At 34.6% G+C, this 16,600-nt stretch carries 17 protein-coding genes and 1 rRNA gene; 3 read left to right on the top strand and 15 right to left on the bottom strand.

Annotated features, from left to right (window positions below):
- The first annotated feature begins 116 nt into the window (after positions 1-116).
- Entirely contained in the window at positions 117-1,394 is a 1,278-nt protein-coding gene (locus tag BGO27_06225) for a hypothetical protein (protein OJV17253.1), read from the top strand.
- 52 nt (positions 1,395-1,446) lie between these two features.
- On the opposite strand, the gene BGO27_06220 is transcribed toward BGO27_06225, so the two are convergent.
- From BGO27_06220 to BGO27_06210, 3 genes are all read right to left on the bottom strand, one after another.
- Positions 1,447-1,614, bottom strand: a complete 168-nt coding sequence (locus tag BGO27_06220) for a 50S ribosomal protein L33 (protein OJV17252.1) — start codon at positions 1,612-1,614, stop codon at positions 1,447-1,449.
- A gap of 289 nt (positions 1,615-1,903) precedes the next feature.
- A complete protein-coding gene (locus tag BGO27_06215; GenBank protein ID OJV17251.1) occupies positions 1,904-2,320 on the bottom strand; it encodes a nucleoside-diphosphate kinase in 417 nt (138 codons plus the stop codon).
- A 17-nt stretch (positions 2,321-2,337) separates the two neighbouring features.
- Positions 2,338-2,820 carry a hypothetical protein gene (locus BGO27_06210; protein ID OJV17250.1) on the bottom strand — a complete coding sequence of 161 codons (483 nt, stop codon included), beginning with the start codon at positions 2,818-2,820 and terminating at the stop codon, positions 2,338-2,340.
- Between the two features lie 129 nt (positions 2,821-2,949).
- Between BGO27_06210 and BGO27_06205 the strand changes: the two genes are divergently transcribed.
- Positions 2,950-3,645, top strand: a complete 696-nt coding sequence (locus BGO27_06205) for a hypothetical protein (protein ID OJV17249.1) — start codon at positions 2,950-2,952, stop codon at positions 3,643-3,645.
- Positions 3,646-3,695: 50 nt separating this feature from the next.
- On the opposite strand, the gene BGO27_06200 is transcribed toward BGO27_06205, so the two are convergent.
- The 8 genes from BGO27_06200 to BGO27_06165 all read right to left on the bottom strand — a co-directional run bounded on the left by BGO27_06200 (position 3,696) and on the right by BGO27_06165 (position 11,768).
- Complete coding sequence (locus BGO27_06200) at positions 3,696-3,986, bottom strand: hypothetical protein (GenBank protein ID OJV17248.1); 291 nt, start codon at positions 3,984-3,986, stop codon at positions 3,696-3,698.
- A 112-nt stretch (positions 3,987-4,098) separates the two neighbouring features.
- Positions 4,099-4,758: a flagellar biosynthetic protein FliP gene (locus BGO27_06195; protein ID OJV17263.1), complete on the bottom strand. Its 660-nt coding sequence runs from the start codon at positions 4,756-4,758 to the stop codon at positions 4,099-4,101.
- A gap of 62 nt (positions 4,759-4,820) precedes the next feature.
- On the bottom strand, positions 4,821-5,696 hold the full coding sequence (locus BGO27_06190; protein ID OJV17247.1) for a hypothetical protein: 876 nt from the start codon (positions 5,694-5,696) through the stop codon (positions 4,821-4,823).
- Between the two features lie 62 nt (positions 5,697-5,758).
- Positions 5,759-8,281, bottom strand: coding sequence for a valine--tRNA ligase (locus BGO27_06185; protein OJV17246.1), 2,523 nt, complete (start codon positions 8,279-8,281; stop codon positions 5,759-5,761).
- 41 nt (positions 8,282-8,322) lie between these two features.
- A complete protein-coding gene (locus tag BGO27_06180) occupies positions 8,323-10,020 on the bottom strand; it encodes a DNA primase (GenBank protein ID OJV17245.1) in 1,698 nt (565 codons plus the stop codon).
- An 80-nt stretch (positions 10,021-10,100) separates the two neighbouring features.
- Positions 10,101-10,388, bottom strand: a complete 288-nt coding sequence (locus BGO27_06175) for a hypothetical protein (protein OJV17244.1) — start codon at positions 10,386-10,388, stop codon at positions 10,101-10,103.
- A gap of 23 nt (positions 10,389-10,411) precedes the next feature.
- Entirely contained in the window at positions 10,412-10,912 is a 501-nt protein-coding gene (locus BGO27_06170) for a hypothetical protein (GenBank protein OJV17243.1), read from the bottom strand.
- Entirely contained in the window at positions 10,905-11,768 is an 864-nt protein-coding gene (locus BGO27_06165) for a hypothetical protein (protein OJV17242.1), read from the bottom strand. Before BGO27_06165 ends, BGO27_06170 begins: the two co-directional genes overlap by 8 nt.
- Here BGO27_06165 and BGO27_06160 point away from each other — a divergent pair.
- Entirely contained in the window at positions 11,767-12,441 is a 675-nt protein-coding gene (locus BGO27_06160; protein OJV17241.1) for a hypothetical protein, read from the top strand. The genes BGO27_06165 and BGO27_06160 overlap by 2 nt on opposite strands.
- Here the strand turns inward: BGO27_06160 and BGO27_06155 are convergent.
- The 4 genes from BGO27_06155 to BGO27_06140 form a co-directional block, all read right to left on the bottom strand.
- Positions 12,438-13,052, bottom strand: a complete 615-nt coding sequence (locus BGO27_06155) for a hypothetical protein (GenBank protein OJV17240.1) — start codon at positions 13,050-13,052, stop codon at positions 12,438-12,440. The two genes, BGO27_06160 and BGO27_06155, sit on opposite strands and share 4 nt — an antisense overlap.
- A 77-nt stretch (positions 13,053-13,129) precedes the next feature.
- Complete coding sequence (locus BGO27_06150) at positions 13,130-14,188, bottom strand: hypothetical protein (GenBank protein ID OJV17239.1); 1,059 nt, start codon at positions 14,186-14,188, stop codon at positions 13,130-13,132.
- A 454-nt stretch (positions 14,189-14,642) separates the two neighbouring features.
- The gene (locus BGO27_06145; protein OJV17238.1) at positions 14,643-15,173 is read right to left on the bottom strand and encodes a hypothetical protein; all 531 of its coding nucleotides are present in this window, start codon (positions 15,171-15,173) and stop codon (positions 14,643-14,645) included.
- 213 nt (positions 15,174-15,386) lie between these two features.
- Positions 15,387-16,600: ribosomal RNA gene (locus BGO27_06140) — 16S ribosomal RNA — on the bottom strand; the annotation flags it as partial.

Here is a 16,600-nt window from a genome sequence, read left to right as displayed (position 1 = left end):
ATTTTTTTCCTTTATATTACAGGCTTTTAAAATTAGCGCAAGACGATTTTATTGACTAAAATTGGTTAATAAATTAATATATTATATATAGGAATTTTTAAAATAGGTTAGTTATCATGTCTAAAGATAGTGGCAATCCAGATCCAAACAGTGCCAATAATGAGGCTGAAGCTGCGCCAATAGTAAGTAATATGGCAGCAACACAGGCTCGCGCACCTCAGCCTGAACCTGCACCCAGAGATCCTGCTGCTGAACCAGATATTAATGCATCAGCTAATCCAAATCAAAATGACCCTAATTTATCTACTTCTGCCCAAAGCCAACAAGGAAATGGCACGCCAAAAACAGAATTTGATCGAAAATTAGAAAAGTATAACAAAGAGTTGGACCAGGCAAAATCTAAAGATACCAGAATATTTGGTAAACTTAAGAAAGATCCCCAAACAGGTAAATATCCAGAGAAAAAAGGCTGCTTTAAATTATTTGGGTTCTTTATTGATAAGAAAGCCTTATTTGGCGGACTAGGTGGTGCAGTACTAGGCTTTATGGTTGGCGGTCCTATTGGAGCAGCCTTTGGGGCATGTTTAGGAGGCGGATTCCCGAAACTTGGCAATATTATTAAAAAGAAAGCTAAAGAATACACTATTAACAACAGTATTAACAGTCTTAAAAATTCAGTTGCTAAAGCATCAGTTGAACCAATTCTAGAAGGTCTAAAAGAAGAAAAAGGCATTGCAAAACAAAACCTCAAAGATGCAGTAAAAGAATCTAAAAGAGAAATGAAGCAAGAATTAGGTACTTTAAATGATCGTAAAGAAGCACTGAAAAAAAGTATCAAAGAGCTTAATAGAGAAATTGCGACAGGCAATCCTAAGGATCCCAAAACTATAGCTAACCATATAGCACGCGATGGATTTATTAACGAACTTAAAGAAGTTAAGGACAAAATAAAAGATATCAAAGGCGATAAAGATAATTTAGCCAAAGAAACCAAAAAAGAGAAAAAAGGCTTAGATAAAGCTTATGATGCCGCTAAAAAGGAGACTAAACAAGAAAATAAAGATGCAATTAAAGACAAAACTTTAGGATCTTCAGAAATTTCCACTAAAGCCAGCGAGAATGCTAGCAAAGCTGCTGCTAAAGCAAGAGACGCTTTTAGCAGAACTAATCCAGATAACTTTATAACTTCTTTAAAAAACAAAGGTAACAGCGCTGGTCAATCACCAGCTGGCAACACTGCAATACGCGGGACTACATCGGGATTACAAACCGCTCAGAATGCAACAAGCGCTCCTGGACAATCTAATTCAGGGGGCATTGCCCCAGCGCCTGGGTCTACACCTGCCGTACCTGGACACTCAGGTCCTAATAAAGGACCACAAGTAGGCGGCTAATAAAAAAAGCCCCGATACGGGGCTTTTTCCAATTTTTCAAATAAACAAATGCTTATTTAATTTTTTCTTCTTTAAACTCAACGTGTTTACGAACTTTTGGATCGTACTTTTTGAGAAGTAATTTTTTTGTCATTTTCTTAGGGTTTTTCTTAGCAACATAAAAATAACCAGTACCTGCAGTACTAACCATTTTTATAAGAACGATATTTTTTTTAGCCATTTTACGCTACCTAATATATAAAATTTCATAATAAGCACGGATTATATATAAACCTAGCTACTATGTCAAGACCTACCTTAAATTAAAAAATCCCTAAGAAAACTTTCCAGGGATTTTTATAAATAAACCACTGATATTTCTAAATATATTTCAGAATATCAAAGCTTTTTACAAGAAATTTATATTATTGTCTCAGATTAAACAATACAAGAAGTGACGAGCGAAATGTACTTTATATGGTACATGAGCAAGGAAACGACGCTGTAGTGTTTAACAATGAGCAATAATATTATTCAGCGATTTCGATTTCTGCAAAAAAGTACGCCACTTCTCTTTTCGCTGCTTCAGGAGAGTCTGAACCATGAACTGAGTTTTCACCCATGCTTTTTGCAAATAACTTTCTGATTGTACCTTCTTCAGCATTTGCTGGGTTTGTTGCGCCCATAAGCTTTCTGTTTAAAGCAATAGCGTCATTACCTTGTAATACTTGCACTACTACTGGTCCCGAAATCATGAAATCAACGAGTTCACCGAAGAATGGACGCTCTTTATGCTCAGCGTAGAAACCTTCAGCCATTTTTTTTGTTAAATTCATTCTTTTTTGAGCAACGATTTTAAGACCTGCATCTTCAAAAATCTTGTTAATAGCGCCTGTATAATTGCTTTTAGTTGCATCTGGCTTTATAATTGATAATGTTCTTTCCATGTTTAAACCCTTGATTTTTAATTAAAAGTATATGAATAGTGATTTTTGGAAGCTTTTGGCGAAGTCAGTTGTTTTTCATCACTTAACATCTTAAGCAGATTATTTGATGAAGCACATCCCATTCCTTCGCATTCCAAAGCTTTTACTGATACTGCTGAGAGTATAATTTTGTTTTCGCTTGCGCCTTTTTCTAGCTTATATTTGATTTTATGAGCATTTAGTACTTTAAATACAGACCTTAACATCTTATTTGACAGCTTACCGTATTTAATGGTTGCTGTATAAGGCGTTTTATCGGTAGCAAGCCAGTTTTTCATATCAAGCACTGACTCATCAGTAATATCAAAAGTTAAAGCTTCTGAGCTTACATGGTAACCTGATTTATTCGCTACAGTTTCCAGTTTAGAAGAAATACATCCACTTAAAAGAATTATAGCAGCAAATATAGTGAAGAATGACTTTAGCATCATAAAACCTCTTAGCTTTGAAAAAGAAATCATCTATGCTAAACTTATTAGTACATTTTATGCATTTTGAAAATGTTTTTTTACTTATCCTTGTTAAAGTAATGTAATGAGGGTGGCAAAATTACACTTAAAAGTTGCCATTAAACTATACTCTAGGCTCATATGACAAACAAAACATTACTTTTTGACCTTGATGATACATTAGTATTATTAAATAAGAGTCGTGAAAAAACAATCCTGGGAACGTTAAACTATTATTTCACCGGCTCAAATATTTCTCTAGGTGATTTATTATTTATAAGAAAAAATTATGCTGAAAAAGATGATTTGCTATTTATTAAGCAATATTTGATTGATAATGACCTTGATATTCCACTCGATGCATTAAAGTTAGTTTATGTTAATGTATATTTTGAAATATCACGTCATGAAGAAACTGCCTATATTTCTAAGGAAAATATGGAGAAACTATCAAGTATATATGATCTTTATATAGTTTCAAACAGACCGCGCGAATTTTATGAAAATGTATGGAATTCATATTTTGAAAAATATTTTAAAGGCACTGTATGTTTTGGTGATTTTCCTGATGTTCCAAGAAAGCCCGATCCTGCCATTATATTAGAAACTATCAAAAAATATCAAATTCATAATGCTATTGCATATATAGGCAATCACCCAATAGATATGATAGCTGCTAAAAATGCTAAGATTACGCCGATAGGGATCTTAACTACTCATACTGCTGAAGCACTAACTGAATGCGGGGCTAATTACGTGTTTGAGTCTTTTGATGATTTATTTGATATATTATGTAAGTTAGATATTAAAGAATATCAAGCAGCTTATATGCAATAAAAATACCCGTTAAAAACTAAGTTCAACGGGTATTTGTAGGTAAGGATTAATTATGCAGCTTTTTTACTGTTAATTTTTCCTAACAGTACTTTACCAGCACGGAACTGGATGTATGCACGGTCAGCAATCTTAAGTTTTTCGTTTGTTTTAGGGTTACGAGCCACTCTTCCCGCTCTTTTCTTAGTAGAAAAACTACCAAAACCACGAATCTCAACTCTTTCACCTTTTAAAAGACCGTCGATAATTTCCTGAAAGAATAAATCAACGATAAGTCTTGCTTTTTGTAATGTAATAGTCTTATGATTTTTGCTAATTTCTTGAGCTAAATACTGTTTGTTCATATATATCCTCAAATACAATGCTTTTACTTTATTAAATAACGTATATATTTAATTATAGTTAAAATTTTAACTTTTGAGAAGAGAAATTTGTTATAAAACAATATTTTTTAGGTCAGTGGGCTGTATAGCTCTTGATAAGACTACCACAAATCATGTACCAACCATCTGATAATACGAAAAAAATGAGCTTAAACGGCATAGAAATAATTACAGGTGGAAGCATCATCATACCCATCGCCATAAGTATCGATGAAACCAACATATCGATAATTAGAAACGGTAAAAACACTAAAAACCCTATTTCAAATGCTCTTCTAAGCTCACTTATCATAAATGAAGGAATAAGTATCTGATATGGTATATCTTCGGGCTTAATTTCTGTTGGCTGATTAGTCATAGTCATAAATAACTCAACGTCTTTATCACGAGTATGCCTTAGCATAAACTTATGAAAAGGTTTGGCAACTAAAGGGATAGCCTCTTTCTCGGTAATTCTTTCATCAACTAATGGCTCGATACCCATTTTATAGGATTCTTCAAATACGGGCATCATGATGAATATGGTTAAAAATAAAGCAAGGCTTATTATAACGCTGTTTGGCGGGGTTTGCTGAAGTCCTATAGCACTTCTTACAAACGAAAGAACTACTATAATTCTGGTAAATGCAGTTACCATAATAAGTATAGACGGCGCTAAGCTTAAGAATGTGATTACTATCAAAAGTTGAATAATTTTAGAAGTAAAAGCCCCACCTTCTAAGTCAAATGGGATCTCAGTAGTTGCTGCAAAGGCAGTATTTGCTATGAAAAATATTAGAACAGTCCAAAAATATCTCATTTTCTACCCAAAAATTTTACTAAAGTTTGTTTATTTATATTAATGATAGCAATACCAGTAATCGCAACTAATGACCCTAGTAAAGTATTGATATTTAAAGAATCTCCAGCGAGTGGCGAGCATAAAATACCAAATATTGGTACTAAGACTCCAAAAGGCATTACCTGATGAACTGAGTATTTTTGAAGCATTTTTATCCATATGCTATAAGCAACAATCGAAGTAAGTATAGACATATATAAAATAGATAACCATGCAGAAAGCGGTGCATTTAAAATGAAATCAAGGCTTATATCCTCAATCTGATAGCTAAGTAACAGCTGAACTGGTGAGCTTGCAATAGAGGTCGCATATAAAATGGCAAGCGGGCTTATATTGGTCATTTTTTTAAGCAGTATATTATTGAATGCATAGAAAAATGCGGATGCGAGTGCAAGAAGAATGCCTATTACGTTTCCTTCACTGACTGTAGGGCTGCCAACAACTATAACCATTCCTAAAAAAGCGCATGCAAGACCTATAGATCTTCTTACACCTATTTTTTCGTTATATATTAAAACGCCCATTAAAGATGTAAAAGGCACAGACATTTGCTGACAAATAATACTTGTTGCTACATCAAGTCCTGATGCTATTGCCGCAACTATAAGGGTTTGAAAACCAAGACACATAATCAGCCCCACCCAAAGCATTTTAAACCAGTCGGTTTTAAGCCTTAAGAAAAGTGGCATAAGTATTAGCCCTACTATTAAAAAACGAATCCCAATGAGTACAAGTGGTGGAAAATACACAAGCCCAAACTTAACTACAATATAGCTAAGACCAGTTAAAAAGGTGGCAAGTATTATTAAACCTATATCCTTAAGTAGCATATTTAACTCAAATAACAAAAAAGGGCTGACAACTTGCAGCCCTTTTAAAGTAACTTAGATTTTTAAACTTCGATTTCTATATCGAAGCTGATTTTTTCATCTTGTGACTTATATTTTAGACTGCCGCCTTGGAATACTATATTTTCAGATTGCGTCACATTTTTCAAATCATTTGTTAATTTTTCAAATATATTTTTATCTATACTTGAATCAAGACTAATAATAATAGCTTTTACTGGTGCTTTCATGGATAAACTCTTTTCAGCTTTAAGCTTGCGAACCTCACCTAAAATCTCTACTAAGTAATCACCATAACTTTCTGCTAAGCTATCATGTATGCATTCATTTTGATACTTTGGCCAGTTACCGCGCTGGTGCACAGATCCTTTTGTAGGATATAAAATTGAATATACTTCTTCTGTAATATGCGGAATAAATGGCGCTAAACTTCTAAGTATAAGTCCAAGCGCATTATAAAGGCTAAGCACCGCACTTAACTTACCTTTAGGGTTTTTATTTTCAGGATCATATGCTCTTGCTTTAATAATCTCTAAGTAATTATCACAGAAAACATTCCAGAAGAAATCTTCCATTGCCATTCTTGCAAAAGAATATTCGTATTTTTCAAATTCATTGGTAGCAGTTTTAATAGCATTATTGAGCTTCGATAACATCCATAGGTCAGTTACTTCATAGATTTTACCGTCACTGACTAACTTTTCAGCATAGCTTTCTTTAATGTCCATATCTTTGAAGTACTGCGCGCAGAACTTAGATGCGTTAAAAATCTTATTTATAAGCTTTTTACCCACATCTAAAAGCGACTCAGAATATGCAATATCTGCGCCAAGACGTGAATTTGACGCCCAGTACCTAACAACGTCCGCACCCTTCTCTTCAATAAGGCTTACAGGCGTTACAACGTTTCCTTTAGATTTCGACATTTTTGTTTTATCAGCTGCCAAGCACCAGCCACTAATCATAAGATTTTTCCAAGGCACTGAATTTTCATGATAATGAGCTTTTACAATTGTATAAAACGCCCATGTTCTAATGATTTCATGTGCCTGTGGTCTTAGGTCAGCTGGGAATAACTTCGCGTGTCTGTCTTTATCAAGGACATATTCATCTGATATTCCATGGCTGCTTAACTGAGGAGTATTAGAGCTTGTTGCCCACGTATCCATAACATCTGGATCGCCAATAACCTCGTCTTTTGTATAACCTTTTGGAAGGTCTACAAGCGGATCTACTGGCAATTGATCTTTATCTGCAAGTAAGATTTTACCTTCTTCCCCAGGTCTTTTAGAGTACCAAACAGGGAATGGTACGCCAAAATAACGCTGCCTGCTAATGCACCAGTCCCAGTTAAGACCATTAATCCAGTTTTCAATACGTGCGCGCATGTAATCAGGGAACCAGTTACACTCTTTCGCTTTTTTGATAAATTCTTCTTTATTTTCAACAACTTTTACAGACCATTGTTCTGTAATTAATATCTCAAGTGGAGCGCCTGATCTTTCCGCACATTTAACCGCATGCGAAATATCTTCAGATTTAGTAAGCAGGTTATGCTCTTTAAGAACCTCTACCATTTTAATTCTTGCGTCTTTTACTTTAAGCCCTTCAAATTCCTGAACTTTGGCAGTAGTAGAATCGCTTTCATATTTAATTCCAGCAAAATTTAGCTGACCACGTTTATTGATAATTTGCTTTAAATCCAGATTATTTGTTTTCCACCAGTGAATGTCATTAATATCACCAAAAGTACAGCACATTACTAAGCCCGTACCTTTTTCAATATCTACTTTCTCATCGGTATATACCTTCACTCTAACTTCAAAATATGGAGTAATAAGATAATTACCAATTAAATGCTTATATCTACCATCATTTGGATTACAAAATACTGCAACGCAGGCAGGAAGAAGCTCTGGTCTTGAAGTTGCAATTGCCCACTCTTTACCTGACTCTTCCTTGAAAATAATGTCATGCATCTGGCTTTTCATTTCAATATCAACGATATCAGCCTGAGCAAGTGCAGTTTGATCTACAGGATCCCAAAGCGTAGGCTGAGGGCTTCTGTATACTAAATCCTTATTAAATAGGTCTAAAAATGACATTTGCGATATAGTACGTGATTTAGGGCTGATTGTTTGGTATTCCTGCCTCCAGTCGTAACTATGACCTATAGATTTAAATAGCTTTCTGAATTCTTCTTCAGCATCTTTTACTACTTCATTACAAATGCTGATGAACTCTTCACGAGGCATAGAATTTGCCCTGATATTCTTAGTTTTTTCTACTAATTTCTCTGTGGGAAGACCGTTATCATCAAATCCAATAGGGTAAAATACATCAAAGCCAGCCATACGTTTATAACGTGCTATAAAATCTGCCTGAGTATAGCTAAATATATGACCCATATGTAGAAAACCAGATACTGTAGGAGGAGGCGTATCAATTACATATGTATTTGCCTTTGGGCTGTCATCCTTCCAGTGGTAAACGTCTGAGTTATACCAGTTCTCCTGACAGTTTTTTTCTATTTCACCATGGTTATACTTAGCTGGAAATTCTTTCATTTTTCACCTAAAATCAATATTTTTCAAAAAGATAAAGTAAACTAGATAAACAATTCACTTTTAAGTAATTCTAATTCTCGCCTGCATGATACTATTTCGGACTGAATAAGAGAAGTTTTTTTTGGATCTTCAAACCCACCTTTATGGAAATGTTGCTGCAAATTATCATTTAAAAGGTCAAGAAGGTAACTTTTATAATAATAATTAAAATATTTAATAACATTTTCACTATTTATCGAAGACGGTATCAAAATTTTATATGGCGGCTCTTTTAAAATTTCTACATCTTCAATTTCTAAAAGCCCGTGTTTATCATTAAGGCTACCAAAATCAATATCAATATGTGCAAGTTCTTCATGATATTTATTAAGTAAATATATGGCATGAGCTAGCCACCTTTGATCCTTATCAACAATTTGCGGAGTAGAAACCGAAACATTTGGTATAATCTCTTTATTACTATGCCATTTGCTGGTAATTCTGGTAAGCTTAAAATTCTCAGCCCGTAGCTTTTGTTTTAAATAAGCTTTAAAATGCTCACGCCTTGCACTATCACCAATTTCTTTGATAGTTTTATGAATTTCGTTATCAATTTTAGTAAGATTTTCAATAGTTTTTGGAAGCTCTGATCTTTCAAAATGATAAAGCCATATAAAATCTGCCATCTCCATAGGGTTTGCAAGCAGATCTTCCATTTTCTTTGGGTCACTATTAATAAGATCGTCTGGATCTTTATTATCAGGAAGTATAATAAATTTAATACCGTTTTCAGGCGTTAAAAACTTCGCAACTGAACCTATAAAGGCTTTATACATACCGTTAATACCGGCACTGTCTCCGTCAAAACAGAAAATCGGCTCTTTATCAAATTTCCATATTAGCTGCATTTGCTCAGGCGTAAGTGCAGTACCCAGAGGGGCTACAGCATAATCAATACCAATTTTTGAAAAAGCTATAACGTCCATATAGCCTTCGGCAATTATCACTTTATTTAATCTTTGCTGCTTTACCCTATGCAAATTATAAACCGTTTCACGTTTTTTAAAAACTGGGGATTCGTGGGAGTTTTTATATTTGGCAATATTTTTATTATGAATATCTAGTGTTCTTCCGCCAAATGCAACAACCTTACCTTTAAGGTTGTATATTGGTATCATCACCCTATCGATAAAACTATCAACAACCTTACCGTTATCACTTTTCCAGGCAAGACCAGCTTTAACAATAATATCATCTGAAAATCCTACTTTTCTTAAATAAGGCAACAAATCAGAGTAATTTTTAGGGGTAGATCCAATTTCAAATTTTTTTGCAATATTTAGTGAAAGCTTACGATTTGATAGATAGTTTTTAGCATTTGTATTATTTTCAAAATCTTTTAAAAACCAGTTTTTTGCTGTTTCTAATACTGATTCAATTTGGGTGATTTCAGTATTTTGCTTAACATTTTCTTCAGTAAACCTGGTATCAATGCCATACATTTTACCTAGTTTTTTAATGGCTTCTTTAAAATCAAGATTTTCGATTTTCATTAAAAAATCGATCACACCACCATGTACATGGCAGCCAAAACAATGGAAAAATCCTTTATCATCATTTACGGTAAAAGAAGGGGTTTTTTCCTGATGAAACGGACAAACGCCCTGATGTTCATGCCCTTTTTTCTTTAGGGAAACATATTTACCTATAAACTCGGAAGGTAAAACCCTGTCTTTAATATGATCTAATACTGATTTCATTGCTATTATTTTGAGGTTGTCATCTCTTTATAGCAAAAAGAAGCTTAAGGCTCCAATTAAATTTGATGAATATTGTTTATTTATGCCTTTGGTGCTTCCTGACCAGCATCAATTGCTGCATCATCAGCGTTACCGCTAGTAATAGCATATACACAAAGGTCTTCAAACGAAACGCCATTACGGTCAGCAATTTCCTTAAGCTTTGCAATACTGTCCATGACTTCGCCTGGTATTTGTCCGCCTCTTTCTTTAGATAACCAGTCTGCCTGAAAATGTAGCGGATGGTGCTTATCTTCCGGAGCGCCAATATAAACAGTAAATGGGGCAGTTTGCCCACCAAAATTACAAGGTATAGTGAATTTTTTCATATGACTTTCCTCCTACAATTTCTTTAGCGCGACTGTCCATCATTGCCTTTGCCACGCTGCCCTTCTTTACCCATCATAACATAATTTACCCAATATCCACTCATAAATTTGTTAATATTGAAACCAAACATACCTCTTCCGCCTCTTTCTCTATGAATTTTCTCGGTCATCGGACCTATTGGATCATTAATACCAACAATTTGAGCATCATCTTTATACATAGTATTTTGGTTTACATACTCTTGATAATTTTGCATGTAAACCATATCTTTTTGAGACTCAAGCTCCTGATAATATTCAGCAGTGCGTTTTTTTAAGCCTAATATTTCATCAGGCTTTGCAAAGATTTTAGATATTTTGCCGTATTTCTTTTGGAAGCCTTCAATGCCATGCTTATGATAAATGTGGCGGTAATATTTTTTGAGGCTGAATTTCATTAAATAAAAACAAACTATCAGCAAACATGCAAACACACACGCCCAAACGGCTAAGTTATTGATTTTGCTTAAAATTATATCAATCATTACAGCTTAATATTGAATTATAAATACCTTCCATAATTTTAGCATATTTATAGCCAATTTGGTAATAATTTCCCTCTTTTGTCGCCTCAGAGTCTAAGAACACATATTTTATATTATTTTGCTTTAAGAATGCTATATTTTTCAGGGACTTATGCTCACTTGATATAATTAAGCATGCATTTCGGTTACCTGAAAGCGCTTTAAGCTCACGAACATTATCGATACTCATACCGTCATGATGATGTGTATCAAAGTCAATAAACGGCTTTAAACCAAAATAATCGGTTAAATAGGCATATTCGTTATGGAATGTGTAAAAAGCCGTATTTTTGATTTTCGGCACATTTCTTTTAAATTCAGTGACTTTTCTTAAGTTTTCATTACGGAATTTTTCAAGCCTTGCATAAAACTCTTCGGTGCGCCCCGGGATAATTTTACACATCTCTTCTACTACTCTTTCCGCTATAATCATTGCATTATCAGGATTTAACCAAATATGCTCATCCTTGTGAACATGTTTATGATGAAAATTTTCTATAATTTTCAGTCTACTATCTAGACCCAGCTCAACAGTTTTAACATTTGTAAACTTCGCAGCACCCTTATCAAATGACTTAGAAATAATAAATAAAATTTTTGCCTCACCAAGCATTTTAACTTTACTCATGCTCACCATTGAACCGTGAGGATTATAATTATCTGATAATATAGAAAAAACTTCAGCATCATTTCCTACAACATCTTTTATTATAAGCTCAAGAGGCCTTATTGTAGTTGCGATTTTAAAATTATCATTTGCATATGCCAAATTTATGGGTAATACTGCTGACAAAATTATTAATAATATTTTGAACATGACTCACCTTTTAGAAGTTAAAAATTTGTCTCTTAAAGTACAGGGAAAAAGTATTTTGGAGAATATCAGCTTTGCTATTGATAGCCAAGAAATAATTACAATTATTGGTCCTAATGGTAGTGGCAAGTCAAGTTTAGTAAAAACAATTATTGGAAAATATTTACCTACTTCAGGCAAAATCATCAAAAAGCCTAATCTTAAAATTGGATATGTTCCGCAAAAATTTGATATTGCTAACATTCCGCCCATTACGGTTAAAGAATTTTTAAACCTATATGGCAAAAATATTGATAGTAACGTTTCTAATTTTTTAAATAAAGATATTAAGAAACTTTCTGGCGGCGAGCTACAAAGAGTATTATTTGCAAGAAGCATTATGAACAATCCTGATTTATTAGTACTTGATGAACCGACCCAAGGGCTTGATGTTGAAGGCGTGAAAGAGTTTTATAAAAAACTTTTAGAAGTAAAAGAGGAACGCAAAATTTCAATTATTTTATCTTCCCATGACCTTAATTTTGTTATGAAAAATACTGATAGAGTAATTTGCCTAAATCAGCATATTTGCTGCCAAGGCAAGCCTAAAGATATTGCTCTTGATGAAGAGTTTATAAAAATTTATGGGAGCGATTTAATAACTCCTTACAAACACGAGCATAACCACTGCCATTAGAAAAGTTTCAATCCCTGAAGTAATGAATACAGACCAAAACCTGCTAAAATTATCGCTGCAATATATTTAATGCGGCTTAACCAAATTTCTGGGAGTTTGTGTTTAATTTTGGATATTACGCCTCCAAGGATAAACCACCAGCACATACTACCAACAAATATACCAAGCACCATTATTATTACATCTAGAATAGCAATTGCTCCTGTGTTTATTGAGGCAAAAATGCCTATAAAACTTATTATAGTCATGGGGCTAGTTAGAGTAAGAAAAGTGACTGCCAGTATAGTTTGTAAATCTGATTTTGCTTTTACACTTGCTTCTTTATTAGAAGGTTTTGTATTACATTCTCTGTATGCTAAGTATAATAAAAGAAGTCCGCCTACAACTTTAATTACCCCTTCTTTCTCTATAAGAATATTTGTTATAGCACTCATTCCCAGACCTGCTATCAGTCCATAAATACTTAATGCAATAGATGCACCAAGACCTACTAATATTGCGCCTTTAAGCCCGCTTTCCAGGGTTTTCCGAATACAAAGAATTCCTATAGGTCCTACAGGTGCAGCAATAGCAAATCCTATCATTACAGCTTTTATAAAACTATTAAGCATATTCGTACCTGCTTTTAAATGCAAAAAAGGGTTATGATAAATAATTTACCACAACCCTTTTTGATTAGATACTCAAATTAAAGTAAATAATCTGCTGATTCTAAGCATATAAATGATTCATCTAAATCAATATGCTCAAATCTTGCATAATCAACTGGAGTAATTCCAAACTTGTCAGCAGCATAGATATTTGCACCATTGTCTACCAGAAATTTAGCTGTATCAAAATGACCTGTTTTAAGCGCAACTAAGAGTGGTGTATCACCCATACCATTTGTATTTTCAATTTTAGAATGATCATAATTTAAGATAGTTTTTAATGTATCTGTGTGACCATTCGCTGCTTCATAAACAGGGTTTAAGTAATCAATTTCTTGAGCATTATCAACTACCAAAACAGTTTTTCCATCAATATTTACGTATGGGTTTGCACCGTTTTCTAGTAATATTGATTTTACGTTACCATTATCATATGCGACAGCATAGTACAAAGGTGTGTGACCTGATGCATCTTCGACATTTACATCAGCACCGTTTTTAACAAGCACTTCTGCAAGTTCAAATTTCTTCTCACGTACTGCACGAAGTAAAGCTGTTTCGCCTTCTTCAAATTTTTCTTCTAAATCAGCACCTTTATCGATCGCTTTTTGCAAATAATCTTTACTATCTACTTTTATAGCCTCGAATACGTCTTTAGCATGTTCTTTATAATCAACAAGCTTATCTTGCACTTCAATTAATTTAGCAGCAAAATCTTGTTTGTATTCTTTTGCCACTTCTAATGCATGGTTAGCTTTGGTTTCGATGCCTGATTTGATTAAAAATTCTGAAATTTTTTCCTGACCAGCTTTAAGAGAGTGGATAAGCATATTATCACCGTTCTCATCTTTGCTGTTAATATCTACCCAGCCTTTGTTGATTGCTTCTTTAACTTGCTCATATTTGCCTTCAGCAATATCTCTAACAGAACTAGCAAGTTCTTTAGCATCTTCTTTAAAATCATGAGCTGCATCTTTAATATCTTCTTTAATATTATGAATGTTCTCCGATGCCTTATCTTTTGCATTGTCTATTTTATCTTGATTCTCTTCTTTCTTTCCAGAAATCTTTGATTCAACCCACTTGAAAAACTTCATAATACTACCTCTTATCTAATAATTTCAAATTATCCTTAGAAAACTAAATGAGGATGTACACAGTTTTTGTTACTGCTGAATAAGAATTTACCTTGCGCAAACAAGTTTTAATAAGTTCGAAGCTACAAACTAAATCCCTATACAACAGTAGTATACAGCCCCATAAGATTTTCCGAGAAATCTTACATTATTAAACTTTTTAGACGAGCTTCGTTATTTTTTAATAATTGCTCACTTAAAAAGTTTAACACATGTACTTAAGCCTATTCCCAATTAATCTTTTGTCAACCCTGTTTAAATAAAAATTTTATTATTTTGACTGCAATAGTATGTGGTAGCCTTATAAAATAAGCCACTTCGACTACCAAAAAATTTTAAAAATTAGCAGATTGGTATAACTTTTAATTGAAAAATTATATACAAATTATCTGATAGGCTGCATAAATTTGCATAATTAATTTATATTTTGAAAGTATGTTTTTAGGTTTTTTAAATCAGATTCATTTCTGATTTCTATGAAATAAGCATTAGGATATTTATCTTTAAGAAAATTTATTTGCTCTTTTATTCTATCTTTATATCCCCACATATATTTTAGCAAAGACCATTTGATGGTTTCATTACACCCTTCGGCGCGATCATCAATAGCTTTATCAGGAAATAAAAAGCGTTTTAAAACTCTAAAGTAACATATATAAAGTGGATAATTAAAAAATATCACTAAATCTGCACGCTTCCATCGCATTTCTAATGACTTTAAATTATTGCCGTCAATAATCCATGAATCTTGATTTACAAAATTTTCCTGAAACTCTAAAAATTCCGCATAATCTCTTTCAACCCAATTACATGTAAAAAAATATTTATCAAGATGATAAACTTGAATTTGCAGTAATTTAGATAACAAAAGAGCAAAAGTAGACTTACCGCTGCCAGAAAGTCCAAATATCATGATTTTAGAAGGTTTTGAGCTATCATTTATCATATGAATAGATCTATAAATTTAAGATTTAATATAATAAAGCAAACTTAGTAAGGTTATTACAGCTTAAAATAGATAAATAAGCACCTCTAAATGCGCAATATTTATTACTTAATTTTAGAAAGTTAAGATTATAAAATAATTTGGAAAATTTATTTAGATATTGTCTTATTAGTATAAAAAAGCAAAGGTAGTGGTTTCGGAATTTATGTCTTTAAAGGAGGTAATCCAGCCGCAGGTTCCCCTACGGCTACCTTGTTACGACTTCACCCCAGTCACTGATCCTACTGTGGTCGGCTGCCTCCTAAAAGGTTAGCCCACCGACTTCGAGTAAAACCAACTCCCATGGCGTGACGGGCAGTGTGTACAAGACCCGAGAACGTATTCACCGTGGCATTCTGATCCACGATTACTAGTGATTCCGACTTCATGCACTCGAGTTGCAGAGTGCAATCCGAACTGAGACGGCTTTTGAAGATTTGCTCCATGTCGCCATATTGCATCTCTTTGTCACCGCCATTGTAGCACGCGTGTAGCCCAGCCCGTAAGGGCCATGATGACTTGACATCATCCCCACCTTCCTCTCGTTTATCACGAGCAGTACACTTATAGTTCCCGACATTACTCGTTGGCAAATAAGTGCGAGGGTTGCGCTCGTTGCGGGACTTAACCCAACATCTCACGACACGAGCTGACGACAGCCATGCAACACCTGTATCCGGTCCAGCCGAACTGAAGGAGATAATCTCTTATCCCCGCGACCGGTATGTCAAGGGCTGGTAAGGTTTCTCGCGTAGCATCGAATTAAACCGCATGCTCCACCACTTGTGCGGGTCCCCGTCAATTCCTTTGAGTTTTAATCTTGCGACCGTACTCCCCAGGCGGAGTGCTTAACACGTTAGCTACGACACCGAGAGCAATCTCCCGATATCTAGCACTCATCGTTTACAGCGTGGACTACCAGGGTATCTAATCCTGTTTGCTCCCCACGCTTTCGCGCCACAGCGTCAGATTTGGCCCAGACAGTCGCCTTCGCCACCGGTGTTCCTCCTAATATCTACGAATTTCACCTCTACACTAGGAATTCCACTGTCCCCTACCAATCTCTAGCCAAATAGTTTTGAAAGCAATTCCAGAGTTGAGCTCCGGGATTTCACTTCCAACTTATCAAGCCGCCTACGCGCTCTTTACGCCCAGTAATTCCGAGTAACGCTAGCACCCTTCGTATTACCGCGGCTGCTGGCACGAAGTTAGCCGGTGCTTTTTCTGTGGGTACCGTCAATCTCCTCCCCACTAAAAGAGTTTTACAACCCTAAGGCCTTCTTCACTCACGCGGCATTGCTGGATCAGGCTTGCGCCCATTGTCCAATATTCCCCACTGCTGCCTCCCGTAGGAGTCTGGACCGTGTCTCAGTTCCAGTGTGGCTGAT

This window comes from Alphaproteobacteria bacterium 33-17 (assembly GCA_001897445.1).
Lineage (GTDB): Bacteria > Pseudomonadota > Alphaproteobacteria > Rickettsiales > 33-17 > 33-17.
Note: the sequence above shows the minus strand (reverse complement) of the source record. Positions and strands in the feature narration are given on the sequence as shown.